Here is a 23267-nt window from a genome sequence, read left to right as displayed (position 1 = left end):
GCAGGGACCGAGGGGTCATCGCCAGCAGGGAGGCGGTGGCCCCTCACCGTTGCCGTCCGTCGCCGCTGTCGTCTGCGGGTGCGTCGTGGTTGCTCGCGCAGTTCCCCGCGCCCCTTCGGGGCACGTTGCCGTGACGCCCCCGAAGGGGCGCGGGGAACTGCGCGGCCAGCCCCCACCGGCCGTCGGCCGAACAGCCGCCGCGCCGCCATCAGGGCGCAAGGTCAAGCCACTTCCTGAAAGTTCACACCGTCGAGTGAACCTGATCTTGCGTCGCCCGCGTCAGGGATGGCAGGCGCTCCCAACGGGTAACAACCGGGCCCCTGTCCGCCCGAGCGAGGTGGAGCGCCGAGATGACGTCGGAAGCCGTGGACCCCTGGCTGCCCGCCGCCAACTCCTGTGCGCGCACCCGCCGCAGCGGGACGTACCTCGTCGTCGAGGTCTTCGGCGAGGTCGACATCGCCACCGAGGAGCTGCTCGCCGAGCATCTGCTGGCGGTGACCGCCGGAGCCGAGCCCGATGTGCTCGTCGATCTGCGGCGGCTGGACTTTCTGGACTGTTCGGGGCTGCGGGTGCTGTGCCGGGCCGAGGCGCGCGCCAGGGAGCGGGGCGGTCGGCTGCGGCTGGTGTGCGAGGGGCCCCGGATTCCGCGGCTGTTACGGGCCTCGGGGCTGATGGGACGTTTTCCGCCGCTCCCCGGCCTTCCCCGGGACGGGAACGCCGGAGAGCGGCGGTGATGCCGGGGGTCGGACGGGCAGCCCCACACCACCCGTCCGCCCCCCGGTGCGAGATCGCAGGTTCCCCGTTCCAGGGGCCGCACTCCCCAGTTGCGGACCTGTCCGGCAGTCACGAGGACCGTGCGATCCCGGGCTCAGAAGGCGAAGACGCTCGTCCCGTAGGCGTCCCTCATGCACTGGTTGCCGAAGGTGTGCTCATAGGAGACGCGCTTGCCCTGCCAGACGCCCTCGACCGTGACCACGACGGGATCGTAGAGCTTGGTACACCACACGTCGCTTCTGGGCGCGAGGGCGTCGAAGTCGCCGCCGGCGCCGCGCAGTTCGGCGCAGGCCTCGACGGCGGCCGGGTGGGTGCCGGAGGCGCTCGGAGCGCAGTTCAGGGTGACGGCGCGCTCGGGCGTGGCGGTGGCCGCCGCTGTGCCGTGGCCGGTGGTGAGCACCAGGGCCGAGGGGGCGTAGAGCGAGCTCGGGGCGGCGACGGCGGCCCCCGTCAGGGGTCCGCAGACGGCGGCGGCCGTAAGGCCGAGGGCCGCTGCCCAGCGCGCGGTGGTTCGCATTGTGTGCATCCTTCCGCTCGATTCGACGGGTGCCGCCCTCGGCCCGGTGGGTGCCGGGGCGGCGGGCGCCACTCTGCCGAGTCCGGCGCCGAAACACACATCGAACCCACAGGTTTCAGTAACCTTGCGTATTGAATCAGTGGCGTGAAGTCACGGAGTTCGAACGCGTCGACCGCTCAACGGAGCGGTTCTTGATCGTCCGAAGCGGCCGGATGGCCGGATCTCACCGCCTCGTTAATCGTCCTGAAACATTCCGCTTCCGCTGTCGGCGGACTTCCCCGCAAGCCCTTGCCTTCGCGCTGCAACGGAGTAATCGTCATTACATGATTACTCAAGAGCAACGAGACAAGCTCCGCGGCTGGTTCGCCGGCCGCCTGCCCGACGACCTCTTCGAGGAACTGGTCGAGGTGACGGCCGACCGCGAGGAGGTCACCGTCATCGGGCGCATCCCCGGACCCAAGCTGGCGGACGACGCGTCGGACGCCGAGCGGGAGGCGGCCGTGCAGGGCCGGATCCAGGAGTTCCGGGAGCGCACCCGGGAGACCCGGATGGCGGTGGCCCGCGAGGCCGAGCACCGGTTCCGGCACAAGGTCTCCTGGGGCGTGGAGTGCGCAGGGCAGCGGGCGCTGTTCACGCATGTGGCCGCGCCGGTGATGACCCGGCTGCGCCAGCCCGAGCGCCAGGTGCTGGACACGCTGATCGCCGGCGGGGTGGCGCGCAGCCGCAGCGAGGCGCTGGCCTGGTGCGTGCGGCTGGTCCAGCGGCACACCGACGACTGGCTGACCGAACTCCGCGACTCCCTGGAACACGTGGAACGCGTCCGGGCCCAGGGCCCGGACACTGACCAGGGCTGAACGCGCCCCAAAGGGGCGCGGGGAACTGCGCGCCCAGCCACGACGGCGCCGCAGCCGAACGACGACACACTGCGGCCCTTCCCGCGCAGCGCCTAGTGGCCGGCCAGTTCCGCCGGCTGCGCCGACGGGCCGCCCGTCCCGGCGATGGAGAGCGAGCCACGGCTCTGGGACGGCGCCGGGTTGTCGGTCAGCCAGTGCTGGCCGCTGGTGTGGTCGCGGACCTTGACCACGATGTCGGAGCCGGGGTCGACACCCCCCGTGGCGAGCGCGAGGGTCTCGTCCCAGCGGGGCAGCAGCTCGCCCTGGACGGTGAGGTCGTAGCGCACGTCCTCGCCGCGCTCGGCGCCTTCGTCCGCGCAGACGCCGACGATGACCACCCCGGCGTCCGCGTGCGAGTCCAGGCACAGATCCGTGCCGGCCGCGCTGCGCAGCTCGCCGTCGCTCTCGTACGTCCACTGCTGGGTCGAGGCCGAGGAGCACGCCGCGAGCACGACGGTCGCCCCGGCCTTGGGCTCGCCGTTGATGTCGAGGCAGAGCTGCGCGGCGGCGTTGCGCAGCCGGGTCGTGTGGTCGGCGGCCGGCAGCCCGGCGGTGCCGGAGGTGGGCGTGCCGGAGGTGGGCGTCGCGTCGGGCTCGGTGTCGCCGGGGACCAGGCCCGCGGTGGCGACGGCGTCGCTGCCGTCACCGCCGCCGGAGAGCGTGCTGACGGCGAGGACGGAGGCGAGCAGTCCCGCGCCGGCCACGCCGACGCTGGTGAGCAGCGTCTTCGACGACCAGGAGCCGGGCGGGCGGCGCACCGGCACGGGGATGCGGGCGAGGATCCGGGTCCGGGCGGCCGCACGCCGGCGCCCGCCTCCTCCGGCGCGCCGGGCGGCGGCGCGGGTGAGGGGGGCCTCCACGGTGCCCTTGCGCCCCGGGCGCGTGTCGAGGTAGCGCCGGGCCCCCCAGCCGAGCACCGCCTCGACCAGCAGCACGCCCAATCCGCCCTCGACATGGCCGAGTTGTTCGGCGGCGGCCCGGCAGTACGGGCACTCCGCCAGGTGCTCCTGGACGTCCGGCAGCAGGGCGCCGCCGCGGCGGATCGGCACGTCGAGCAGCCGGTTGTAGTAGCGGCACTCCTGGGACGGCGCGAGATCCCGGTGCGCGCGGACACAGCCCTCGCGGAATTTCTCCCGGGCGTCCTCGAGAGCCGCCGATGCAGTTGCCGTGTCCATGCCCAACAGACCGGCCGGTACGGTTATCGGTTCCGCCTCCACCTCGGCATGCCAGAGCAGGCTCTGGGCGAGCGCCGGAAGGCCCAGGAATGAACGCTCCGCGAGGGTGCGGTTTTCCGGTGTCAGGGACTTCGTGGCGCGCATACCGCGGCCGCCGGCCGGTTTCCCGAGGTCGGGGAGAACCTCCGCTATTCGGTCCTCCGCGGACCAGTTGGCGACCGTGTCGCGGACGGAGACCAGCAGGCGCGGCCGGATCGCGTCGGCCGTCTCGCCGAGAGCCACCCGGTCGAGGACCTGGTGGAAGGCGGCGGCCGCGACCATGTGCGCGACGGGCCCGGAGGCGGCCAGGCAGATGACCGCGTATTCCTGAACGGGCCGCCAGTGCCGGGCCATGAGCAGCGCGGCGGAGCGTGAGGCCTCGATGTCGGATCCGGCTCGCAGCGGGGCGGCGAGGGACTCGTCGGACTCCCCCGCACCACCGCCCGGCGGCGGAAACGGAGGGCGAGGCGGGTGGGGGGTGGGCACGGAGCGGATTCCTTTGGTGCGGTGGTGCGTACCTCTTCGGTGCGCCTGCGGGAGCGGGAATTCGCCGACGCGGTGACGGTCGCGTTCCTCAACTGTCGAATTGGACCCGGCCATTCCCCCCGCGCGGGCATTCACCCTCGCACAAGTCTCACACAAGCAACAAGGCACCCGTACAACATCGACAGCATTGACAGAAAGTCAGAAAGGCGCTGGTGGCTATTGCCCCTGCATGGCCCCATTCACCTTTCCACGCGCCCCGTGTGAACCGTGCGCACGCGGCGGCCCCGCGCGCACGGTCCCGGCCCGTCCGCACGGGTGGTCCACTGATGACCGGCCCTCCTCAAGAGGCCCCGCGCGGAACGGCGGCTCTTCCACGCGAAACAGGCCGCCGGCCCCGTTCCTCCCGCCCTCGGCCGGCGGCCCCGAGGAGCCGGGGCAGCTCTCTCACCTGCACGTCCGGGCAGGTGTCAGAGCTGCCAGGAACGGAGCCGGTCCGCCGCGGCGTAGACGTCGGCCTTGCCGCTCATCAGGTCGCGGGCGAGATCGACGAGGGCGCCGTAGGGCGGGTCCATGCCGGCGCCGCTGACGTACATGTAGGACACGGCGGTCGCGCAGGCGAACCGGGCGTTGGCCGAGGGCAGCGGCTTGAGCAGGGCGAGGGTGTGCAGCAGGGCGGCGGCCCGCCAGGCCGGGTCGGAGTCCACGCCGAGCCGGGGCGGATCGACCCGGTGCCGGGCGACCGCGGCGACCAGCGCGGAGAAGTCGTTGATGGTGGGCTGCTCCGGCATGACTTCCTCATGGCGCTGGAGCAGCCAGGGCACGTCGATATGAATGACCGGCGGCATGGCTCAGGCGGCCTCGCCCTTCGCGGGCGGCTCGTCGTCGGGGAACGCGGCGGCGAACTCGGCGGCATGGGCCGCGAAGAAACGGCGGAATTCCTCCGCCCCCTCCTGCAGGGCCCGGTGGCGCGCGATGTCGGCGGCCGCCGCGTCACGGACGAGGGCCTTCATGGACGTACCGCGTTCCTTGGCTATCTGCCTCAGGTCCTCAAGTTCGCGGTCGCTGAACTCCACGTTGAGAGCTGGCATGCCCTTCACGGTACCGCGCGGGTACTCCACCGTAAATACCCGCAGGTCAAGACCATCTTGCCCAGGTACCCGACAGGGACGGACCGAGACGTCGCCCGGGCCTCACGTGTCAAGGCGGCTGATCCGTACCGCGCCCGTGGTCTCCCCCGGGTGGGCGCCGGTCAGGGTGAGCCGGATCCGGGAGCCACGGGCCGGGGTGAAGGTGACGACGGTCGGGGTGTCCGAGGCGGTGGCCCAGTCGACCGCCGTGTCCCGCACCGCCCGGTACGCCGTGCCGTCCCAGACGGCCACCTCGACCGACGCGGGGAGGGCGTGGGTCGCGTCCACGGTGAAGGAGACCTCCACCCGGTCGAAGGTGCGGGCGCGCCCGTGGTCGACCGACACCCAGTCCGCGGTCCGGGCGCCGCCGAACGCGGGCAGCAGGGCGGTGGCCGACTTGGCGAACGCGTTGGACCAGCCGGTGGCCGGGTCGCCGTCGAGCATGGCGGCCGGGAGGGTGTCCGGACGGCCGGAGTAACCGGCGTCCGCGTGCGGGTAGTCCGGCGGGGACGGGTGGTCCGGGCCGAAGTCGGGGGCGGGGGTGCTCGCCACCGAGCGGGCGGGGGTGGTGTGCACGGTGACGGTGTCCCCGCGCAGCCCGTCCACCCGGGCGCTCAGCCTGAGGGCGCCCGGCTCCGTACCGGAGCGGACGATGGCGAGTGCCTTGCCGTGAAAGGCCGTTCGGGTGCTCGCCTGGTAGCGCTCGGCGCTCTCCTCACGGCCACTGTCGAGCCCGGCGAGCGAGCCGCCGGCCACGGCGAAGGAGATCAGGTGCTCGGCGTCGGGCACCATCACGCCGTGCGCGTCGACGATCTCCACGGTGACGAAGACAAGTGAACGCCCGTCCGCGGGGAGGGACCTGCGGTCGGCGGTGAGGCGTACGGCGTGCGGGGCGGCGGCGGTGCGCAGGACGTCGGTCGCGACCACCCGGCCCGCGCGCCGGGCCACCGCCTTCAACTCGCCCGGCCGGTAGGGCACTTTCCAGGTCAGATGCAGTTTGCCCGCGCTGCCGTTGGGGCTGGTGTAACTGCCGGGGTAGGGGCCGGAGGTGAAGGTCTTGTCGTCGCCGGTGGCCTCGGTGGTCTCCAGGTAGGTGCGGCCGTCGGTGGTCGTCTTGGTGTCGAACTCCCGCACCCCCAGGGACTCTCCGTTCAGGAACAGCTCGACCGCGGGCACGTTGGCGTACGCCCACACCTCGACCGTCTCCCCCTCCTCGTGGTTCCAGCTCATCGGCAGCAGGTGCACCATCGGCTCGCTCACCCACTGGCTGCGGAAGAGGTGGTACATGTCCTTGGGGAACCCGGCCGTGTCGACCGCGCCGAAGAAGGACGCCTTCACCGGGAACACGTCGTACGGCGTCGGCTCGCCGATGTAGTCGATGCCCGACCACAGGAACTGGCCCGCGAACCACTTCCGGTCCCGGTCCTTCTTGTGGCCGTACTCGCCGCTCATCGTCCAGGAGGACAGGTTGTTGTCGTAGGACGAGGTGGCCCGGCGGCCGGGGGTGTGGTTCTCCCCGGTGTTGAGGTGCTCCGGCTCCTGGTAGGTGCCGCGGGTCGAGGTCTCCGAGGAGGACTCGGACTCGAAGAGGAACAGGTGCGGGTAGGCCGCGTGCAGGGCGTCCACGGACCTGGCGGTGTTGTAGTTGAGGCCGAGTCCGTCGAGCTTGGCGAGCATCAGGTCGGCGGCGGAGCCCGCCTTCGGCACGCTGCGGTACTTGTCGGAGCCGATGACCAGGGGGCGGGTGTCGTCGGCGGCCCTGATGGCGGCGATGATCCGGTCGGCCATGGCGAGGCCGGCCGTGGAGGTGGAGTCGGGGATCTCGTTGCCGATCGACCACAGCACGACGGCGGGCGAGTTCCGGGCGGCGAGGACCATCTCGGTGGCGTCGCTCTCGCACCACTCGTCGAAGAAACGGCCGTAGTCGTACCTGGTCTTGCCGGTCTTCCAGCAGTCGAAGGCCTCCACCATCATCACGATGCCGAGTTCCTCGCAGACCTCGATCATCTGCGGTGAGGGCGGGTTGTGCGAGGTGCGGAAGGCGTTGACGCCCATCGACTTCATGAGGGTCATCTGCCTGCGCACCGCGCCGGCGCTGATCGCCGCGCCGAGGGCGCCCTGGTCGTGGTGGAGGTCGACGCCCCTGATCTTGGTGGGCACGCCGTTGAGGGAGAAGCCCTCGTCGGGGTCGAAGCGGTAGGTGCGGATGCCGAAGACCGTGCGGAGGGTGTCGGTGGTGGTGCCGCCGACCCGGAGTTCGGTGTGCAGGGTGTAGCGGTGCGGGGCGTCGGTGTCCCACAACCTCGGCTTCCCGACGGTCAGTTCCTGGGTCGCGGTGGTCCCGCCGGGGCCGGTGACGGTGACCGTGGAGGAGGTACGGGCGACCGTGCGGCCGTCGGGGTCGGCGATGCGGGACAGGACCGTCACGTCCAAGCCCGCGCCGGACTCGTCGACGACGGCCGTGCGCACCCGGACCACGGCGCGCTCGTCGGTGACGTCCGGGGTGGTGACGTACGTCCCCCAGCGCGCCACGTGCACGGGGTCGGTCACCACCAGCCGGGCCTCGCGGTAGACGCCGCTGCCCGAGTACCAGCGGCTGCTGGGCAGCCGGTTCTGCACCTTGACCGCGAGGACGTTCGCGGTGGCGCCGTCGGTGTGCAGCAGGTCGGTGAGGTCGAAGGCGAAGCCGGTGTACCCGTAGGGATGGCGGCCGACCTCGGTGCCGTTGCAGTAGACGTACGAGTCCATGTAGACGCCGTCGAACTCCACCGAGATCCGCCGGCCGGCGCAGCCGGGCGGCAGGGTGAAGGCGAGCCGGTACCAGCCGAGACCGCCCGGGAAGAAGCCGGTGCCGCTCGTGGTGCCGTTCTCGGTGGTGGGGGTCTGTTCGATGCTCCAGTCGTGCGGTACGGCGACCTGCCGCCAGGCCGAGTCGTCGTACCCGGGGTCGGCGGCGGCCGCGTAGGCGCCGGTCGGGTCGGTGATCCCGCCCGGGTTGACCAGCACGAACCGCCAGCCGTCCCGCAGGGCGACCGTGCGGCGGCCGGTGACCTGCGGGGACGTACCTGCCTCCGGGGCCGCCCAGGCGCCCGGGGCGCCCAGCAGGGCGCCGGCCGTCGGGGCCGCCGTGGCGGCTGCCAGAACCGATCTGCGAGTGACCGTCATGGTGCGGCTCTCCCTCATCAGGGCCCAGAACTACTCACAACTGATCGTGAACAAACAGATTCTGACGGGGTGACACTTGTGTCCGTCAAGGGTCCGGAGGCCGCCGCCCACCCTTTTCGTCCCGTCGGCCGGTCCGTGTTCGGCACCCCGGACGGGCCCCGATTCCGACCGGCCGACCGTCGTCGCTTGCCGGTCAGGAGAGAGTCCGAAGCACTACGCTTAACACGAGTGGTGCACCTGTTGACTGTGAGTGTGCGCTTGGGAGTGGCGAGATGAGCCGGGTCTATCCGTTCGACGATGCGGCGACGGCCCGGGCTGTCATCGGCGAGGACGGCACACTGACCGAGTGGAACGAGGGCGCGCAACGGCTCCTCGGCCACCCGGCGGAGGAGGTCGTGGGCCGGTCCGCGGCGCTGCTGCTCGCCGGGGACGTCGCACCGCGCGCTCCCGTCGGCACCCGCTGGGACGGCACCATCGAACTCCGCCACCGGGACGGCCGTACGGTCCCGGTCTGGCTGCTCGCGCACCACAGCACGGCGCGGGACGAACAGCCCGGTCACTGGCTGGTGGTCTGCCCCCTGGAAGGCGGCGGGCCGCGGACCCCGGACGACCCGCTGGCGACGGCCGCGCTGACGCAGTCGCCGTGTGCCATCGCGGTCTACGACGACCAGCTCAGGCTGCGCCGGGTGAACGACGCGATGGCCGAGGTCATCGGGCTGCCCGAGGAGCGGATCCAGGGGCTCAGGGTCACCGAGATCGGCGGCAAGCCGGAGAGCGCGGACCTGGAACGGAACATGCTCCGGGTGCTGGCCTCGGGCCGCCCGCTGGACGTGCAGACGTACATGCGCACCGGCGGCGAGGACCGGGCGCACGCCTGGCTGGCCCGGATGGCACCGATCACCGACGCCGGCGGACGCGTCCGGGGCGTGAGCCTGGCCGCCCACGACTTCACCGAGAACTACCTCGCCCGCGAGCGACTCCAGCTGGTCAACGCGGCGAGCGTGCGCATCGGCAGCACGCTCGACGTCATCCGTACGGCTCAGGAGCTGGCGGACGTCTGCGTCCCCGCGCTCGCGGACCTGGTCACCGTCGACCTGCTGGACCCGCCGGAGCACGGCGGCGACCTCCCGGCGCGGCTGGCCGCGCCGGTCACCCTGCGCCGCACCGCGCACCAGTCCGTGCTGCCCGGCATTCCCGAGGCGGTCCTCAAGCCCGGGCAGACCGAGGTCTACCCGGCCTCCTCGCCGCAGGCCGACTCGCTGACCGCGGGGCACACGATCGTGGTCTCGGTGGCGTCCGGCGCGCTGGACCAGTGGCTGTCCTGGAACAAGGCCCGCGGGGAGCGGGTGCGCGAGTTCGGCGTGCACTCGTCGATGTCGGTGCCGATCCAGGCCCGCGGCACCACCCTGGGGGTCGCGGTGTTCAGGCGGCACCGGCGGCTCGACCCGTTCGGCCCGGACGACGTGCTGCTCGCCGAGGAGATCACGGCCCGGGCCGCCGTCTGCATCGACAACGCCCGCCGGTACTCGCGCGAACGCGAGACCGCCCTGGCCCTGCAGCGCAGCCTGCTGCCCCGGACGCTGCCCCGCACCGCCGCACTGCAGGCCGCCTCCCGCTATCTGCCGGCGGCGCGGGCCGGGGTGGGCGGCGACTGGTTCGACGTGATCCCGCTGTCCGGGCTGCGGGTCGCCATGGTCGTCGGGGACGTCGTCGGCCACGGTGTGCAGGCCTCGGCGACCATGGGCCGGCTGCGGACCGCCGTACGCACCCTGGCCGACATCGACCTGGCCCCCGACGAGCTGCTCACCCACCTCGACGACCTGGTGCTCCGGCTCTCGGCGGAGCACGGCGGCGAGGGCAGCCCCGGCGAGGTCGGCGCGACCTGTCTGTACGCCGTCTACGACCCGGTCTCCCGGCGCTGCACACTCGCCCGCGCCGGGCATCCGCCGCCCGTCCTGCTCCGGCCCGGCCACCGCCCCCACCGCCTCGACCTGCCCGCCGGTCCCCCGCTGGGGCTTGGCGGGCTTCCGTTCGAGTCGGCCGAGGTGACGCTGGACGAGGGCACGGTCCTCGCGATGTTCACGGACGGGCTGATCACCTCCCGGCACCGGGACCCGGACACCGGCCGCCGGCTCCTGCACGAGGCGCTGGCGGCGTACAGCGACTCCCTGGACGAGATCTGCGACCGGATCCTGCACGCCCTGCTGCCGCCGGGCGGCGCGGTCGACGACGTGGCCCTGCTGCTGGCCCGCACCCAGGGCCTGCCGCCGTCCCGGGTGGCGTCCTGGGACGTCCCCGCCGACCCCGCCCTGGTCGCGCCGATCCGCAAGCAGGCCGTGGAACAGCTCGACGTGTGGAACCTGAGCATGGCCGCCTTCACGGCGGAGCTGGTGGTCAGCGAGCTGGTCACCAACGCCATCCGCTACGGCGCCCACCCCATCCGGCTCCGCCTGATCCACGACACGACGACCCTGATCTGCGAGGTCTCCGACTCCAGCCACACGGCCCCGCACCTGCGCCGGGCAAAGACCTGGGACGAGGGCGGCCGCGGCCTGCTGCTGGTGGCCCAGCTGACCCAGCGCTGGGGCACCCGGCACACCGCGGAGGGCAAGACGATCTGGGCCGAGCTGTCCCTCCTCGAGGACGACATCGTCTAGGGCACGCTAGGGCCTGTCCGGTCCCGGCGGCCCCAATCCCGGCCCCGGCCCCGGCCGCCGCCGGTCAGCCGGTCAGGACCACCAGCTGACGGGTCGCGCGGGTCATCGCGACATAGCGGTCCACGCCGCCCTCGACGCCGGTGCCGAAGTCCTCCGGGCCGACGAGGACGACCAGGTCGAATTCGAGTCCCTTCGACAGCTCGGGGGTGAGCGAGGCGACCCGTGAGGACGGGGCGAAGCGGGGGTCGCCGATGACGCAGGCGACGCCCTCGGCGTGGGCGGCGAGCCAGGTCCCGAGGATCTCGTCCAGCTCCGCCACGGATCCGTGGACCACGGGAAGGCCGCTGCTCCGGATCGAGGTCGGCACGTTGGCGTCCGGGAGCACGGCCCGGATGACCGGTTCGGCCTCCGTCCTGATCTCTTCCGGGGTGCGGTAGTTGATGCTGAGCGAGGCCAGGTCGACGCGGTCGAAGCCGACCCGGGCCAGGCGTTCCCGCCAGGTCTCCGGGAACCCGCGCCGGGCCTGGGCGCGGTCCCCGACGATGGTGAAGCTCCGGGACGGGCAGCGCAGCAGCAGCATCTGCCATTCGGCGTCGGTGAGTTCCTGGGCCTCGTCGACGACGATGTGCGCGAACGGGCCGGCCAGCAGGTCCGGGGCGAGGGTGGGCAGTTCGGACTCGTCGACCAGGCTGACCTTGGCGTCCTCGCCGCGGAGCATGATCACCAGGCCCTCGCCGTCGTCACCGTCGGCGCCGGAGTCGGCGGCGGCCCCGATCAGGTTGTCGACGACCTGCGCCATGCGCTCGCGCTGGGCCGCGAGGACGGCCTCCTGCCGCCGCATGCGCCGGTCCGCCTCCGGGTCGCCGAGCCGCTGCCGGGCCGCGTCCAGGAGCGGCAGGTCGGACACCGTCCAGGCCTGGGCGTCGGCGCGCTGGAGCCTGCGCACGTCGTCGCGGCCGAGCCAGGGGGCGCACAGCCGCAGATAGGCGGGGACCGTCCAGAGGTCCCCGACCAGGTCGGTCGCCTCCAGCAGCGGCCAGGCGCGGTCGAGGCCGTCGACCAGGTCGCGGTCCTGCCGCAGCGACCTGCCGAACTCCTCGGGCGTGACGTCGTCGCCGGCGTACTTGTCCAGGAGGATGGCGGCCAGTTCCGCCCAGATCTGGTCGCGTGCCTCGTTGTGCGGGGTGCCGGGGGCCGGGGCCCGGAACGCGTCGGCCCAGTCGTCGGCGGTCAGCCGGAGGTCGGCCCAGTCGGTCGTGACCGTCATCCCCGCGGCGGGCGGCTCCTCGTAGAAGCGGACGGCCGTCTCGATCGCCCGGACCATGTCCGCGGACGACTTGAGACGGGCCGCCTCCGGGTCGGCCTCGGCCGTCGCGGCGGCTCCCTCCTCGACGAGGTCCCGCAGGACGCAGGTCTGCACGCCCTCCTCACCGAGGCTCGGGAGGACGTCGGAGACGTAGTTCAGGTAGGGCCGGTGCGGGCCGACGAACAGCACCCCGCCCCGGCGGTGGCCGAGTCGCGGGTCGGAGTAGAGGAGGTGGGCCGTGCGGTGCAGGGCGACGACCGTCTTGCCGGTGCCCGGGCCGCCGTCGACGACGAGGGCGCCGCGGGAGCCCGCGCGGATGATGGCGTCCTGGTCGGCCTGGATGGTGGCGAGCACGTCGCGCATCCGCTCCGACCGGTCGGCGCCCAGGCTGGCGATGAACGCGGACTGGTCGTCCAGCGCGGCGTGCCCGTCGAGGCCGTCGGCGGTGAACACCTCGTCCCAGTAGTCGCCGATCCGGCCGTCCGTCCAGCGGTACCGGCGGCGGCTGCGCAGCCCCATGGGGTCGGCGTGGGTCGCGGCGAAGAACGGTTCGGCCGCGGGTGACCGCCAGTCGATCAGCAGCCTGCGGCCCGTGCTGTCGGTGAGGCCGAGACGGCCGATGTACACGGGCTCGGGGTCGTCGGTACCGACCATGCGTCCCAGGCAGAGGTCCAGGCCGAAGCGGCGCAGGGTGCGCAGCCGTCCGGTCAGCCGGTGGACCTCGTTGTCCCGGTCCATCGCGGCCCGGCCGGTGCCGCCCGGTGCCCTGAGCTCGGCGTCGAGGCGGTCGGACAGCTCGGCGATCGACTGTGCGAGGCATTCGGCCACGGCGGCGAGGTGCCGCTCGTCGCCGGCGATCAGGGCGGGGTCGGCCTTGGCGGCGAGCCGTTCGGGCAGGTCGAAGGCGCGGGTGGTCAGGGGGGTCAAGGCATCAGCTCCGTGGGGAGGCCGGGCGGCCGGGGGCGCGTACGGCAGGGTGTCCGGAAGGGCCGGAAGGGCCCGAAAGGTGGGATGGACTTGGAGGGCGGGATGAACTTGGAGGGCGGGGGCGCGGGGCTGGCGATGGTGATCCGGAGCTCATGGCAGGTTGCGGTGCGTGGGAGACCGCGGGGCCGTCGTGGCCGGTCGCGCCCACACGGCGGAGCCGCATATGGATACGGCCCCGCGCCCCTGAGCGGGGCGCCGCAGTGGCCGTCAGGCGGTACGTCGCGCCATGTTCAGGCCTCGTCCAGGAGCAGCCTGGCCGCGGTCACCGCTCCGTCGGTGCGCATCACGCCGGCCACGGCGGCCGCACGGGTGCGGGTCTCGGGGTTGAGGGCGGCCGCGAGCGCGGCCGACAGGGAGTCGACGGACGGCACCGGGCCGTCGTGGGCCGCGCCGATGCCCAGTTCGGCCACCCGGGCGGCCCAGTGCGGCTGGTCGACGATCTGGGGGACGATCACCTGCGGCGCGCCGGCCAGGGCGGCGGTCGTCGTGGTGCCCGCCCCGCCGTGGTGCACGACGGCCGCCACCCGGCGGAACAGCGCCTGGTGGTTGACCTCGCCGATCGTGAAGCAGTCGTCCTTGTCGTCGGACGGTGCCAGTTCCGCCCAGCCGTGCCCGACGAGTACCCGACGCCCCTGGGCGCGCACCGCCTCGACGGCCGTCCGGGCGGCGTCCGGCGCGCCGCGCAGCGCCATGCTGCCGAAACCGACGTACACCGGCGGCTCACCGGCGGCCAGAAACGCGGACAGGTCGTCGGGCAGCGGCCGTTCGTCCGGCACGATCCACGCCCCGGTCTGCACGAGGTCGAGGTCCGTGAGGTCCTGCCACGGGCCCAGGACCGGGTCGGCCGCCAGCCATGCCCGGCCGGTGAGGACATGGTCGCGGACGTTGTCGACGGGCGGCAGGCCGAGCGCCGCCCGGCGGCTGTTGAGGGCCTCGCCGTACAGCGCGTTCACCCGCTCGCCGTCCACCTTCCACAGCGTCCGCAGGTCGGCGTCCGGTGGGGCCGGACGGCCCGGGCGCCCCGCCGGCGGGAAGTACGGGGACGGCATGCCGAACGGATGCGGGCAGGCGAACACGTAGCGGATGCCGAGCTGCTCCGTCACCGACCGGGCGCCGGCCGGCATCAGGCCGCTCGCCACCAGCGCGTCGCACCCCTCGGCCGCCGGGCCGACCGTGTCGAAGTGCGCGGCGACCAGCTCGGGCGCGAGCCTGAAGGCGTCCTCGGGCGACGGCTTCGGCCTGGTCACCAGCGCGCGTACGGACGGCCCGAACGACACATGCGGGAGTCCCGCGCGGGCCAGCAGCTCGGTGAACTCCGCGTCCGGCGGTGCGCACACCCGCACCTCGGCCCCGAGCGAGCGCAGCGCCGCCCCGAGTCCCGCGAGCGGCTCGACGTCTCCGCGCGACCCGTATCCCATCAAAAGCACACGCATGTAGCAGATCCCCCAAATACCGCGGTTCCTGGCTTCGGCCTGCGATTCTGCGGGACGAGGGGGGCCTTGCCGCAAGCCCCCCAGTGCGCTATAAGTTGAGAGTGGCAAGGAGTGGGTGAACTCCTCGCCCTATTTTTTTGGCCGGGCACGCATGCCCGGCGCCTCTTCCCCTTACGGCGCGCTCAGCCAGGGGCGGACCTGCTTGCGTGCCTCGTGCAGCCGGGACTTGAGCGTGCCCAGCGGGATGCCCACCCGCTCGGCGACCTCGGCGTAGTCCAGCTGGCAGATGTCCCGGTAGACGAGCGGCGCGACCAGCTGCGGGTGCTCCCGCTCCAGCCGGTCCAGCGCCTCGAGCAGATCGATCCGGGACCCGGCGATCACGCTCGTCGTGCGCGGGTCGACGTGCTCGGTCGGTTCGATGGTCGCCGGCTGCTCCGCCGCCCGCCGCTTCAGGTCCCGGTACTTCTGCCGGGAGCAGTTGGCGACGACCGTGTACAGCCAGGTGCTGAAGCGGCTGCGGCCCTCGAACGTGGAGATCTTCCGGGAGATCTGGAGCAGTACGTCCTGGGCCGCCTCCTCGGCGTCCTCCCGGCACGGCAGGAACCGCCCGCAGCGTCGTACGACGTCGGGCCAGACCGCGGACAGCAGCTGGTTCAGGGCCACCTGGTCGCTGGCGGCGGCCCGCCTGGCGAGGTCTTCGGTCAGCGCGGCGTCCGGCACGGGAGGTCCCCCTCGAAGTCGATCTCAGGACAGGCATGATAGTCGTATGCAACCCCTGGAGCGGATCGGCCGCTATCGCCTCGAACGGCGCCTGGGCACCGGTGCCTTCGGGACGGTCTGGCTCGCTTACGACGACCAGCTGGACGCCCCGGTGGCGGTGAAGGTGCTCGCCGACAACTGGTCCCACCGGCTCGACATCCACGACCGCTTCCTGTCCGAGGCGCGGCTGCTGCGGCGGGCCGACTCGAAGCGGGTGGTGCAGGTCTACGACATCGGCGAACTCCCGGACGGGCGGCCGTACTTCGTGATGGAGTACGCCGACGCGGGCACCCTCGCCGACCTGCTCGGCGGCGGCCCGCTCCCGGTCCCCGACGCGCTGCGGCTGACCGCGCTGGCGGCGCGCGGCGCGGCGGACCTGCACGGGGCGGGGATCGTGCACCGGGACATCAAGCCGACCAACGTGCTGCTGCGCACCGCGCCGGACGGCACCCGGCGGGTGCTGCTGGCCGACCTGGGGCTGGCCAAGAGCCTGGCGCAGGCCTCGGGGCTGACCCTGGCCGCCGGTTCGGCGGGATACCAGCCGCCGGAGCAGGCCCAGCCCGGCGAGGGCATCGACGCCCGCGCCGACGTCTACGCGCTGGGCGCGGTGGGCTACGAACTGGTCACCGGCACGGTGCCGGCGGCGCCCGGGCAGGTCGTCCGGCCGGAGCGGCTGCGGCCGGATCTCGGGGACGACGTGCAGCGGGCGCTGATGCGGGCCCTGGAGCCGGACCGGCAGCGGCGCTGGCCGACGGCGCAGGCCTTCGCGGACGAGCTGGACCGGCTGGCGGCGGCCGCGGCGGCCCGCCGGCCGCGGCGGCTCGACGGCGTCCGCCGGCGGCTCAACATCGTCACGCTCACCCTCGCCGCGGTCCTGGCGGCCGGCGGCACGGCCCTCGCGGTCACGCTGGCGCACCGGGACGGGACGACGAGCGCGGAGACGAAGGTCTCCGACTCCACCGGCCGGGTGGTGGCCGAGGTGCCGTCCGGATGGGCGGGCGAGCTGCGCAACTCCGGCTGGAACCCGCAGGCCCTGGGGCTGGCCTCCGCGCACGAGCCGGGTCTGGAGGTCGCCGACGACGTGTCGGAGTGGCAGGACCTGACGGCCGCGGTGAACGGCGTGTTCATCGGGGTGAGCGAGCACGGGGACGTCGCCGCCAAGGTGAAGGCCCTGTCCCACACCGGCTGCCACTACGACGGCAGCCGCGCCTTCACCGGCACCGAGTGGAAGGGCCGGGTCCGCAGCTGGAGCGACTGCTCCGGAGCGGGCGGCTCGATCCAGGAGGCGGCCCTCGCCCCGGCCGGCGGGGACAGCCAGCCGCAGGTGTACGTGCAGGTGCGGCAGAAGGGCGCCGTCGACAAGACCGCCACGGACGGCATCCTGCGCTCCCTTCGGGTCACCTGACCCGGTGAGTTTCGGCGTGCCCCCGAACTTTTCCGCCGTTTCTCGCATCGGATGGGAGTGACGGCGCACGGAGCGCCTCGGGCACACCCGGCACGCGTGCCACGACATCCAGGAGTGTTGATCCACATGGCGCACACGTCCCAGTCCTTGCGGCGCGGGGCGGCCCTGCTCGCGAGCACGGTCGCCGCTCTGGGCCTCCTGACCGCCTGCGGCAACGGCGGTCAGGGCAAGTCCCCGGAGTCGGTGTCGGGCACGGCCGCGCCCGCGACCGGCAACGCGTCGAGTGCGGACAGCGCGGGCACCTCCGCCGTCCCGTCCGGCGACGGGTCCTCGCCGGCGTCGCAGACGGGTGCCTCGGCCACGGGCGGCGGTTCGTCGACCGGGGGCACCACGACCGGCACCGCCGCCGCGGCCGGCACCCGCTGCCACACCTCGGAGCTGACCGCCTCGGTGGGCGCCGACAATCCGGGGGCCGGTCAGGAGAACTTCCCGATCGTGCTCACCAACAAGTCGGGCCGCACCTGCACCGTGCGCGGCTACCCGGGCGCCGCCTTCGTGAACGCCGCCGGCACCCAGCTCGGCCCCGACCCGCAGCGCGAGTCGGGCACCACGGCCACCACGGTCACCCTCGAGCCGGGCCGGAGCGCCTGGGCGGGGCTGACCTTCTCCAACCCGGAGATCAGCGGCGCCAAGACCACGACGCCGGCCGCCCTGCTGGTCACCCCGCCGGACGAGAAGGACTCGCTGAAGGTCACCTGGAACAACGGCGCGGTCCCGGTGTCCGGGAACGCCTCCTCGGTGCGCCTGAACGTGTTCAGCGCCGGTACCGGCGTCTGACCACCCCCTGACCGGACCCCGCTGCCCACTCCCCCGGGCAGCGGGGTTCGTCATGTCCGGGCCACGACTGTCACAGGCGTGCAACACGCACGGCCGGCTCCGATCTTTTTCGCCGGACCGCTCATCGAACCCGTCGACCACACAGCAACAGGGCTCCACGAGGGGCCGGGACGACGGAATCGGGGACGGACATGAGCGGCATCTCTCGCAGGCGGGTGCTGACGGCGGGCGCGACGGCGGGGGCCCTGAGTGCGCTCTCCGCCTGCTCGAACGGCAACTGGACGCTGGGCGGCAGCAGTTCGGGCGACGGCGTCAAGGACGGCGGCGCGGGCGGCGGCGCGCCGGCCAAGCCGCTGAAGCTCATCGGCGACGGCTCCACCGCCGACACCGGCGCACAGCCGCACCAGCCGAAGGCGACCCGGATGGCGGCCGGCAGCAAGCCGCCGCAGTTCGTGGTCTTCTCCTGGGACGGCGCGGGCGAGCTCAGCAACCAGCTGTTCTCCCGGTTCCGGAAGGTGGCCGCGGACCACGGCGCGAGGATGACGTTCTTCCTCTCCGGCATCTACACCCTGCCCGAGTCCAAGAAGGACCTCTACCACCCGCCGCAGCACCAGGTCGGCGCCTCCGCGATCGGCTACCTCTCCGACCGGCACATCCACAACACGCTCCAGCAGGTGCGTGCCGCCTGGCTGGAGGGCCACGAGATCGGCACCCACTTCAACGGGCACTTCTGCGGCTCCGACGGCGTGCGCAACTGGTCCCCCGCCGAGTGGCGCAGTGAGATCGACCAGGCCATGGACTTCGTCACCAAGTGGAAGACGAACACCGGCTTCACCGACCTGGAGCCGCTGCCCTTCGACTACAGCAAGGAGCTGATCGGCGGCCGCACCCCGTGCCTGGAGGGCCAGGCCAACCTGCTGCCCACGGCCGCCGCGCTCGGCTGGAAGTACGACGCCAGCTCCCCCGGCGGCCTGCAGATCTGGCCGACCAAGGTGCAGGGCAACCGCATCTGGGACTTCCCGCTGCAGTCCATACCGTTCTCCGGGCACTCCTTCCAGGTCCTGTCGATGGACTACAACATGATGTACAACCAGTCCGCCGGCAACCCGCTGGGCGACAAGACCCAGTACGACGCCTGGCGCACCCAGGCCCGCGACACCTACGTGGCCGGCTTCGAGCGGGCGTACTCCACCAACCGGGCGCCGTTCTTCATCGGCAACCACTTCGAGCGCTGGAACGGCGGCATCTACATGGACGCCGTCGAGGAGGCGATCGGAAAGATGGCCGAGTACGACGACGTGCGCTTCGTCTCCTTCAAGCAGCTGGTGGCGTGGCTGGAGGCGCAGGACCCGGCGGTGATCCGGAAGCTGCGCACCCTGAACCCGGGGCAGGAGCCGGTGGGCGGCTGGGGAGAGTTCCTGGGCGCGGCGGGTACCCGGACCTCGTAACCGGGTCCGTCCGCCGTCATCTGCTTTCATGGGCGGGCCGTACTTGATCACACCTCCGAGGAACGCGCCCTGAACACCCCGCTCGCCGAGACCCTGTCCGTCCTCCTGCTCGCCGCCGTTCTCGCCTGGGCCGTGATCCGGCCGCGCGGCTGGCCGGAGGCGGTGCTGGCCGTACCGGCGGCGGGGATCGTCGTCGCGACCGGCGCGATCTCCCTCGACCACGCGCGGGCGGAGGCCGAGCAGCTGGGCCCGGTCGTCGGTTTCCTCGCCGCCGTCCTGGTGCTGGCCCACTTCTGCGACGTGGAGGGCCTGTTCCAGGCCTGCGGGGCGTGGATGGCCCGGTGGTCGGGCGGGCGGCCGGTGCGCCTGCTGACCGCGGTGTTCGCGCTGGCGTCGGTGATCACGGCCGTACTCAGCCTGGACGCGACGGTGGTGCTGCTGACGCCGGTGGTGTTCGCGACGGCGGCCCGGTCCGGGGTGCGGGCCAAACCGCACGTCTACGCCTGCACACACCTGTCCAACACGGCCTCGCTGCTGCTGCCGGTGTCCAATCTGACGAACCTGCTGGCGTTCGCGGCGAGCGGGCTGGGCTTCACCCGGTTCGCGGCGCTGATGGTGCTGCCCTGGCTGGTGGCGATCGGCGCCGAGTACCTGGTGTTCCGGCGGTTCTTCGCCCGTGACCTGTCCTCGGCGGCCCCGGGCTCCGCGGATCCCGGCGAGCCGCCCCGGCTGCCGGTGTTCGCGCTGGTGACGGTGGCCTGCACCCTCGCCGGGTTCGTGCTCACCTCGGCGGTCGGCATCGACCCGGCGTGGGCGGCGTGCGCGGGCGCCCTGGTCCTGGCCGGGCGGGCGCTGCTACGGCGGCAGGCGACCCCGCTGACGGTGGTGAAGGCGGCCGCGCCCGCGTTCCTGGCGTTCGTGCTGGCGCTCGGGATCGTGGTGCGGGCGGTCGTCGACAACGGGCTCGCGGACGCCCTCGGCCATGTGCTGCCGGACGGGACCGGCCTGCCGGCACTGCTCGGCATCGCCGCGCTGGCCGCCGTCCTGGCGAACATCGTGAACAACCTGCCTGCGGTGCTGGTGCTGCTGCCGCTGGCCGCGCCGGCCGGGCCGGGCGCGGTGCTGGCGGTGCTGCTCGGGGTGAACATCGGACCGAACCTCACCTACGCCGGGTCGCTCGCGACGCTGCTGTGGCGCAGGATCGTGCACCAGCACGACCACGGGGTCGACCTCGGGGAGTTCACCCGGCTGGGGCTGCTCGCCGTGCCGACCGCGCTGTGCGGTGCGGTGGTGGCACTGTGGGGGGCGCTCCAGGTGGTCGGGGTGTGAACGGGTCCGGGCGAAAGCGCCCCGTAAGGGGCGCGGGGGGTACCCCCGGCCGAAGGCTGGGGGAGGAACTGCGCGACCAGCCACGACGGCGCCGCAGTCGGCCTGCGGCAGGTCGCGGCACTTCAAGCGGAGCGCGTAGTCGGGAAACAGCTGGGAGGCCATGGACATGCGGGTGATCGTCTGGCTGGTCGAGGGGACCTGGCCGGCCTGTGTGGACACGGCGCGCGGCTACACGCGGGACGCGTCCGAGGTGGTGCTGCTGCACGTGGCCGAGCCGGGGGTGGCCGGGCTCGCGCACGGCGCCTTCTCGGGGCTGCTGGGCCGGGCCGGCTCGGAACCGGACCCGGAGCGGCGGCTCGTGGAACTCGGCGGGGCGTCGGGGGCGGAGCTGCTGGCGGCGGCCGAGGCCCGGCTGGGGCGGCCGTGCACCCGGCTGGAGCGGGTCGGCCGGGTCGAACGGGAGGTGGTGGCCGCCGCCGGCGACGCCGGCCTGCTGGTCCTGGCTCGCGACGGCGACCGGTCCCGGCTCGGGCCGCACAGCCTGGGCAAGGCCGCGCGGTTCGTCGTCGACCACGCGCCCTGCCCGGTGCTGCTGGTGTGGCCGGAGGGTGCGCCGGACCTGACGACGATGCCGCCTGCGCCGCCGCACCCCTGAGCCCGCGCGGGCTCAGCGACCGCCGTGGTGGCCGCCGCCCCCGCCGTCGTAACCGCCGCCGTAACCGCCGCCGTAGCCGCCGCCGTCCCCCGGGCCGTAGCAGTAGCCCGGGTACTCGACGCACGGGTCGTAGCTGGAGCTGCTCGACGGCGTCGGCTGCGCGGTCGTCTTCGACGCCGACGGGGTGGGCGTCGGCGTGGGCTTCGCGGCCTTGGTGGTCGGGGTGGCGGCCGCGGTCGGCGTCGGGGTGGTGTCGGCGTCCCAGTTGACGATCTGCATCTGCAGGTCGGGCTGGGAGGTGTCCATCACCCAGCGCTGCGAGCTGACGTTCGCCCGGGTCTTGACCACGAGGGCACCGCCGCCGTCGGTGGCGGCCGGTGCGAGCGCCAGGTCCTGGTCCCAGCGGGGCACCAGCGCGCCCTGGAGGGTGAAGTCGTAGTGGACGCTCTTGCCGGCCTTGGACCCGGTCGTGGCCGTGCACGGGGCGAGCTGCACGGAGTAGCCCAGGTGCGAGTCGAGGCACAGGTCGGGTGCGGCGGCGTTGCGCAGCAGTCCGTCGCCCTCGTACGTCCACTGCTGGCTGGCGACCGAGGAGCACTCGGCGAGCTCGGTCTCGGCGCCCTTGACGGCCTTCTTGCCGACCACGCCGATACAGAGGCCGGAGGCGATGTTGTGCAGCCGGCCGCGCAGGGTGCCCTGCGTGGTCCGGCTGGTGCCGATCCAGGACGGGCCCGAGGTGGCTTTGCCGGCCGGCGTGGCGGACGGCTTGGCGCCGGCCGAGGTGCCGCCGTCGCCGGAGCCGAGCACCGACCACAGCACCAGCGGCAGCACGACCAGACCGCTCACGGTGGCCACGGCCACGGTCAGGTTGCGGCGCCGTACCCGGCGGGCGGCCCGCTGCTGGGCGCGGCGGGAGGCGACGGGGTGCACGACCATGTCCTTGCCCGGGGCGGCCGGCCGCACGAACGCCTCGCCGCCCGTGAAACCCGCGGTGGGCGCGGTCGCGGGCTCGGCCGGCTGCTCGGCCGGGCCGGCGGCCCGGGACTCCATGTAGGCGCGGGCGCCCCAGCCGAGCACGGCCTCGGCGAGGGCGATGCCAAGTCCGCCGTTGAACTGCTGGAGCTGGTCGGCGGTGTACCGGCAGTGCTTGCAGCCGTTCAGGTGCTGCTGGAGGTCCCGGTCGATGTCGACCCCGCCGCGCCGGAAGGTCACGTCGATCATCCGGACGTAGCGCTGGCACTCGTCCTCGTGGGCGAGTTCGCGGTGCACCTGGAGGCACTCCTCGCGCATCCGCTCGCGGGCCCGGCGCAGTTCGACACGCGCGTCCTGCTCGTCCAGGCCCAGCAGTGCGGCGGGGGCCGCCAGGGGCTCCGACTCGACCTCGGTGTGCCACAACACGGTCCGCGAGGACGGGGTCAGCCGCTGGAAGGCGCGGGAGAGCAGCCGCCGGTTCGCGGGCGGGAGCAGCCGGGAGGCGGCCCGCTCGCCCTTGCCGACGCGCAGCTGGGGGTGGAGCAGTTCGCCGCGGCCGTCGTTGTCCCATTCCGCGGCGATACGGCGGACGGTGACAAGGAGCTGGGGGCGCCAGGCGGCGGTCGGGCCGGCCTGGCGGAGGGATTCACCGAAGAGTCTGGTGAATGCGGCGGTGGTGAGCATTCCCGCGCCGCGCGTCCCGTCGGTGCACAGACGGGCGTAGGCGAAGGCCGCTTCCCAGTGCCGGTCGAGAAGTTCACCGACGGGGTGGAGGGCGGGGGCGGTGCCCGTCCACTGCTTGAGCTCGGCGCTGAGCTGCTCGTCGGTGACGTCGAACGGCCGGGCGGGGGTAGGGGAATTCCCCAGGCCTGCGTCATTCACGGCTGCATTCCTTCCAGACGCAACGCGGGATTCGGCCCATACCGTCTGGTATGCGACCGGTATACAACCCGGCCGACACCGAGGTCGGATGGGCTTGTTGGGGGGTTCGGGACGCGGACGTCCGCCGTCGGCAGCTCTTTTGAAGCGTGGGGGGCGTACGGGAGCGGCCTCGCGCATGCGGCGGTGAAAATAATTGTCCGCATGCCGACACGGCACACCTTTGCACAGGCCAGCAGGGCAGAACAAGGGATCTCGGGGTTTTGCGCATTGCCCGGAGGTTGCGGTAATTTGACGAAACGTCAATGAGGGAGTCCGCGCTATGTCGCTGTATCGACATCGCAATTGGCGCGAGGATTCGGGGCCGACCGCCCCGGTATCGACACCAACCATTGAACCACGGCCCGACCTGCACAGGCGGCCC

General features: G+C 73.1%; 17 protein-coding genes. 8 read left to right on the top strand and 9 right to left on the bottom strand.

The features are described from left to right. Positions 1-350 precede the first annotated feature (350 nt). Positions 351-734 (top strand): STAS domain-containing protein, encoded by a 384-nt coding sequence (locus tag ABZ887_RS21520; protein ID WP_361291738.1) that lies wholly within the window; start codon positions 351-353, stop codon positions 732-734. 134 nt (positions 735-868) lie between these two features. On the opposite strand, the gene ABZ887_RS21515 is transcribed toward ABZ887_RS21520, so the two are convergent. Beyond that, a complete protein-coding gene (locus ABZ887_RS21515; protein ID WP_361291736.1) occupies positions 869-1291 on the bottom strand; it encodes a subtilase-type protease inhibitor in 423 nt (140 codons plus the stop codon). A gap of 323 nt (positions 1292-1614) precedes the next feature. On the opposite strand from ABZ887_RS21515, the gene ABZ887_RS21510 reads away from it, so the two are divergent. Further along, positions 1615-2145 carry a hypothetical protein gene (locus tag ABZ887_RS21510; protein WP_361291734.1) on the top strand — a complete coding sequence of 177 codons (531 nt, stop codon included), beginning with the start codon at positions 1615-1617 and terminating at the stop codon, positions 2143-2145. 92 nt (positions 2146-2237) lie between these two features. On the opposite strand, the gene ABZ887_RS21505 is transcribed toward ABZ887_RS21510, so the two are convergent. The 4 genes from ABZ887_RS21505 to ABZ887_RS21490 all read right to left on the bottom strand — a co-directional run bounded on the left by ABZ887_RS21505 (position 2238) and on the right by ABZ887_RS21490 (position 8176). Continuing rightward, the gene (locus tag ABZ887_RS21505; protein WP_361291732.1) at positions 2238-3884 is read right to left on the bottom strand and encodes an RICIN domain-containing protein; all 1647 of its coding nucleotides are present in this window, start codon (positions 3882-3884) and stop codon (positions 2238-2240) included. A gap of 467 nt (positions 3885-4351) precedes the next feature. Continuing rightward, positions 4352-4729, bottom strand: a complete 378-nt coding sequence (locus tag ABZ887_RS21500; RefSeq protein ID WP_361291730.1) for a toxin Doc — start codon at positions 4727-4729, stop codon at positions 4352-4354. A gap of 3 nt (positions 4730-4732) precedes the next feature. Beyond that, a complete protein-coding gene (locus ABZ887_RS21495) occupies positions 4733-4972 on the bottom strand; it encodes a hypothetical protein (RefSeq protein ID WP_089103774.1) in 240 nt (79 codons plus the stop codon). 102 nt (positions 4973-5074) lie between these two features. Then, positions 5075-8176: a glycoside hydrolase family 2 TIM barrel-domain containing protein gene (locus tag ABZ887_RS21490; RefSeq protein WP_361291728.1), complete on the bottom strand. Its 3102-nt coding sequence runs from the start codon at positions 8174-8176 to the stop codon at positions 5075-5077. 272 nt (positions 8177-8448) lie between these two features. On the opposite strand from ABZ887_RS21490, the gene ABZ887_RS21485 reads away from it, so the two are divergent. After that, complete coding sequence (locus ABZ887_RS21485; RefSeq protein ID WP_361291726.1) at positions 8449-10833, top strand: SpoIIE family protein phosphatase; 2385 nt, start codon at positions 8449-8451, stop codon at positions 10831-10833. Positions 10834-10897: 64 nt separating this feature from the next. Here the strand turns inward: ABZ887_RS21485 and helR are convergent, their stop codons facing one another. The 3 genes from helR to ABZ887_RS21470 all read right to left on the bottom strand — a co-directional run bounded on the left by helR (position 10898) and on the right by ABZ887_RS21470 (position 15279). After that, positions 10898-13066: an RNA polymerase recycling motor ATPase HelR gene (gene helR / locus ABZ887_RS21480; RefSeq protein ID WP_361291724.1), complete on the bottom strand. Its 2169-nt coding sequence runs from the start codon at positions 13064-13066 to the stop codon at positions 10898-10900. A 290-nt stretch (positions 13067-13356) separates the two neighbouring features. Then, entirely contained in the window at positions 13357-14559 is a 1203-nt protein-coding gene (locus ABZ887_RS21475) for a glycosyltransferase (protein WP_361291722.1), read from the bottom strand. A gap of 171 nt (positions 14560-14730) precedes the next feature. Next, the gene (locus ABZ887_RS21470) at positions 14731-15279 is read right to left on the bottom strand and encodes a sigma-70 family RNA polymerase sigma factor (protein ID WP_361291720.1); all 549 of its coding nucleotides are present in this window, start codon (positions 15277-15279) and stop codon (positions 14731-14733) included. Between the two features lie 46 nt (positions 15280-15325). Here ABZ887_RS21470 and ABZ887_RS21465 point away from each other — a divergent pair, with 46 nt between their 5' ends. The 5 genes from ABZ887_RS21465 to ABZ887_RS21445 all read left to right on the top strand — a co-directional run bounded on the left by ABZ887_RS21465 (position 15326) and on the right by ABZ887_RS21445 (position 20992). Then, positions 15326-16723 (top strand): serine/threonine-protein kinase, encoded by a 1398-nt coding sequence (locus ABZ887_RS21465; RefSeq protein WP_361291718.1) that lies wholly within the window; start codon positions 15326-15328, stop codon positions 16721-16723. Between the two features lie 126 nt (positions 16724-16849). After that, on the top strand, positions 16850-17560 hold the full coding sequence (locus ABZ887_RS21460; protein ID WP_361291716.1) for a DUF4232 domain-containing protein: 711 nt from the start codon (positions 16850-16852) through the stop codon (positions 17558-17560). A gap of 191 nt (positions 17561-17751) precedes the next feature. Next, on the top strand, positions 17752-19008 hold the full coding sequence (locus tag ABZ887_RS21455; RefSeq protein ID WP_361291714.1) for a hypothetical protein: 1257 nt from the start codon (positions 17752-17754) through the stop codon (positions 19006-19008). Positions 19009-19077: 69 nt separating this feature from the next. Beyond that, on the top strand, positions 19078-20337 hold the full coding sequence (locus ABZ887_RS21450) for an arsenic transporter (protein ID WP_361291943.1): 1260 nt from the start codon (positions 19078-19080) through the stop codon (positions 20335-20337). A gap of 166 nt (positions 20338-20503) precedes the next feature. Continuing rightward, positions 20504-20992, top strand: a complete 489-nt coding sequence (locus tag ABZ887_RS21445; RefSeq protein WP_361291941.1) for a universal stress protein — start codon at positions 20504-20506, stop codon at positions 20990-20992. A gap of 12 nt (positions 20993-21004) precedes the next feature. Here the strand turns inward: ABZ887_RS21445 and ABZ887_RS21440 are convergent, their stop codons facing one another. Then, positions 21005-22846, bottom strand: coding sequence for an RICIN domain-containing protein (locus tag ABZ887_RS21440; protein WP_361291712.1), 1842 nt, complete (start codon positions 22844-22846; stop codon positions 21005-21007). Positions 22847-23267 lie beyond the last annotated feature (421 nt).

It is taken from the genome of Streptomyces sp. NPDC047061 (genome assembly GCF_040643955.1).
Lineage (GTDB): Bacteria > Actinomycetota > Actinomycetes > Streptomycetales > Streptomycetaceae > Streptomyces.
Note: the sequence above shows the minus strand (reverse complement) of the source record. Positions and strands in the feature narration are given on the sequence as shown.